Raw genomic sequence first — 3535 nt, forward strand, 5'->3', positions numbered from 1 at the left:
CAGAGGGCGTATATTTGGCTGATACGTATTTCTTTACCAAAGGCACAACCGCAAGCGAGGTATTGAAAAGAGCACACCGCGCGCTAATTGACTTTGTCTCTAGCGAATGGGAATTACGGGATGCCGAACTGCCGTTAGCCACACCTTACGAGGCTCTTATCTTAGCGAGTATCATTGAAAAAGAAACGGCTGTGCCTGCGGAACGTGACATGATTTCAGGCGTTTTCGTCAATAGGCTAAACAGAAATATGCGTCTTCAAACTGATCCCACCGTGATTTATGGTATCGGTCCTACGTTTGACGGAAACATTACCCGTAAGCACTTGCGAACAGCAACGCCTTACAATACCTATGTTATTAAAGGGCTCCCACCTACGCCTATCGCGATGGCAGGCAAGGCCGCCATTCACGCTGCGTTGCACCCACTGACAACGGATGCACTCTATTTTGTGGCGAAGGGCGATGGCAGCCATCAATTTTCTACGACACTAGCTGAACACAATGCAGCTGTGCGAAAATACCAGTTAAAACGATAGCCGTATTGATGCAGACAACTAATACGTTATAGCTAAATAAAAACAGAGTTTAAAAACTAATGCGCGGAAAGTTTATTGTAGTTGAAGGCCTTGAAGGGGCAGGAAAAAGCTCAGTGATTGGGCTGATTGTTCAAGCATTAAAAGGTGCAGGAAAGCGCGTTGAGCAAACTCGTGAGCCAGGCGGCACACCGATGGCAGAAGCCATTCGAGAATGTGTAAAACACGACTGGGATGAGACCGTGAGTGAGGAGACTGAACTACTTCTTATGTATGCGGCGCGTGTGCAATTACTTACCAATAAAATCTTACCTTCACTTGATGCCGGCGCGTGGGTGGTAGGTGACAGACACGACCTGTCATCTCAAGCCTATCAAGGCGGTGGTCGGGGCGTCAGTGGAAAAACAATGTCGGCCATCAGCGATATCGCCCTTAAAGGGTTTAAGCCAGATTTAACCCTATATCTGGATGTCGAGCCTGCTGTTGGACTAGAGCGCGCCCGCGGGCGAGGGGAGCTTGACCGCATTGAGCAAGCGGGGCTCGCCTTTTTCGAACGAACTCGTGCTAAATACTTGTCTCTTGCTAAGCAAGATGAATCTATCGTCGTTGTCAGTGCAATGCAGCCTATGGAAAAGGTTCATCAAGACGTGATTGCGATTATCAATGACTATGTGACGAACACAAGTAGCGAAAGCCAGCAGGGGAAAGGTTAATGCAAGTAATGCCTTGGTTTGCTACAACGTTCTCGACGTTACTGTCGCGATATATGGCAAAGAAACTACACCATGGTTTATTGCTGACAGGGCCAAAGGGAATTGGAAAATACCAACTCGCGTTTGGGTTAAGCAATGCGCTATTGTGTAAGCAGCCAAGCATAAATGGGCCATGTGAACAGTGTCAAAGTTGCCATTTGAGGCAAGCTGGAAACCACCCAGACTTTCATGTTTTAGAAAGTGAAAAGCAGTTAGGTGTGGATAAAATTCGCGAGGGCATTGGTAAGCTATCAGGTACTGCGCAAATGGGGGGCAATAAAGTGTTGTTGATTCCCCGTGCCGATACTATGACGGAAGCGGCAGCTAATGCACTGTTGAAAACCTTAGAAGAACCCACAAATAATACCTTCTTGCTGCTGATCACTGACAGTATCAATAAAATTATGCCGACCATATTAAGTCGATGTGAACGGCAGATACTCTCACTCCCGTCAGTGTCAGATAGTTTGAACTACTTAAACGCTAAGGGCGTAGAAGATGCAAGCGAAGCGTTACTGGCAGCTTATGGCTATGCTCCTCTTCGCGTAGAAGAGGCCCTCAGTGGTGAAGAAGACATTAGCTATCGCAATTTTAGCGATGGTATGCAAGCGCTCTTAGCAGGCGATGCAAATTTGCAAGTACAAACGCTTGCGAATAAGTGGCAGGACAATGCGCCTCAAATCGCATTGTGGTGTCAACAGATGGCCCATGACGAATACATAAAACGTCAACAGGCTGTTGATTTTAAACGCTATGAAGCGTGTGTTGATGCGGTAAGAACGCTGCAGCACGCAGGTGTTAACAAATCAATGGTACTTTTTGGGTTACTAAAGCAATTTCAACGTTAATAGGCAAACGCTGGCTTGTCGAAGCCCTTTTGTCTAACAGCAATTTTTTAAAACAGGTGTAGTTTGTTCGTAGATTCTCATTGTCACTTAGACCGACTTAAGCAAGGGCCAGAAGAGCTGGCTGAAACCTTAAATTTCGCAAGAACCCGAGGTGTTGAACACTTCCTTTGTGTGTGCGTATCTGTTGGTGATTACGACAGCATGTTAGCAGCTGTAAGTCAGTTTGAAGATGTATCAGTATCTTGTGGTGTGCACCCACTACATCAAGATGAAGCGTGTAGCTATGAAGAACTGTTAGAGAAGGCGCAGCGTGAAGAAGTGGTAGCCATTGGCGAAACTGGGCTGGACTATTTTTATAGTCCGGAAAGTAAAGAAGTCCAGCTAACGTCTTTCGTCGACCACATCAAAGTAGCTAACGAAACTAAAAAGCCGTTAATTATTCATACGCGGGATGCACGGGAAGACACCATTAACTTACTCCGCCAACACAAAGCTGCGCACACTAAAGGTGTTTTGCATTGCTTTACTGAGTCATTAGACATGGCGCTGGCAGCAATAGAGATGGACTTCTATATCTCTATTTCAGGCATCGTAACCTTTAATTCAGCAGATGAATTGCGTGAAGTGGTAAAAGCGATCCCTTTAGAGCGACTACTTATTGAAACTGACTCACCATGGCTTGCGCCAGTTCCTCATCGAGGTAAACAAAACCAGCCAGGTTACGTGGTAGAAGTGGCAGAATTTATTGCTGAGCTTAAAGGCGTGACGGTAAAAGAACTAGCGGAAATTACCACGCAAAACTTTTACACGCTGTTTTCTTTAGCTGCGAAGAAGAAAGCCGCGTAGCGGTAAACCAGGCGATTTTACTCTCGGAGGTGGTTATGCCCCAGTGGCGACAAGGGTTGACAAAGAGTCTTCACCAAACCCGCAGTATGCCAGAAAGTCGTTACTTTCAGTTAGCTACTGTGGACGGTAGTGGTGTACCGTACTGCCGTACCGTGGTTTTTAGAGGGATCACCGACGACAACCAACTGGTGGTTATTTCTGACACCCGCTCAGATAAATATGACCAGCTTGGCCAGAATCCTCACTCGCAGGTTTGTTGGTATTTTTCTAAAACCAGGGAGCAATATCGCTTCTCTTGTACTGCAACAATAATAACGTTACATCAAGATGCTGACTTAGTTATTCAGCACTGGAATAAATTGTCAGATGCGGGCAAAAAGCAGTTCTTATGGGGCGAGCCAGGCACACCAAGAAACGATGGTTCGGCACTACAGGTTGAAGGGGATTTTGGTGTAGTTCCACCTCACTTTTGCGTGATCATGCTGGCTATTGATAGCGTAGATTACCTGAATTTGAGAGGTAACCCTCAAAGTCGAGAGTGGCATCAAAAAGACGG

Annotated in this window: 5 protein-coding genes; all 5 read left to right on the plus strand. The window is 46.2% G+C overall.

Going from position 1 to position 3535, the window contains the following annotated elements; all coding sequences use genetic code 11:
- On the plus strand, positions 1 to 536 hold a 536-nt coding region (gene mltG, locus QVA83_RS16915; protein WP_287498730.1), incomplete at its 5' end, for an endolytic transglycosylase MltG.
- 59 nt (positions 537 to 595) lie between these two features.
- Positions 596 to 1246 (plus strand): dTMP kinase, encoded by a 651-nt coding sequence (gene tmk, locus QVA83_RS16920; RefSeq protein ID WP_014949218.1) that lies wholly within the window; start codon positions 596 to 598, stop codon positions 1244 to 1246.
- Positions 1246 to 2133 (plus strand): DNA polymerase III subunit delta', encoded by an 888-nt coding sequence (gene holB, locus QVA83_RS16925; protein WP_156078262.1) that lies wholly within the window; start codon positions 1246 to 1248, stop codon positions 2131 to 2133. The genes tmk and holB overlap by 1 nt, the downstream gene beginning before the upstream one ends.
- A gap of 63 nt (positions 2134 to 2196) precedes the next feature.
- Entirely contained in the window at positions 2197 to 2979 is a 783-nt protein-coding gene (locus QVA83_RS16930; RefSeq protein ID WP_014979120.1) for a TatD family hydrolase, read from the plus strand.
- A 35-nt stretch (positions 2980 to 3014) separates the two neighbouring features.
- A partial coding sequence (locus QVA83_RS16935) for a pyridoxamine 5'-phosphate oxidase family protein (RefSeq protein ID WP_287498731.1) occupies positions 3015 to 3535 on the plus strand: 521 nt, incomplete at its 3' end.

Origin of the sequence: Alteromonas sp. AO-Serp, assembly GCF_017849675.1 — a bacterium.
GTDB classification, from domain to species: domain Bacteria; phylum Pseudomonadota; class Gammaproteobacteria; order Enterobacterales; family Alteromonadaceae; genus Alteromonas; species Alteromonas macleodii.

Bases quoted from the DNA above. Each gene is read 5' to 3' on its own strand.
- tmk (WP_014949218.1), top strand. From the start codon at position 596: ATGCGCGGAAAGTTTATTGTAGTTGAAGGCCTTGAAGGGGCAGGAAAA.
- holB (WP_156078262.1), top strand. From the start codon at position 1,246: ATGCAAGTAATGCCTTGGTTTGCTACAACGTTCTCGACGTTACTGTCG.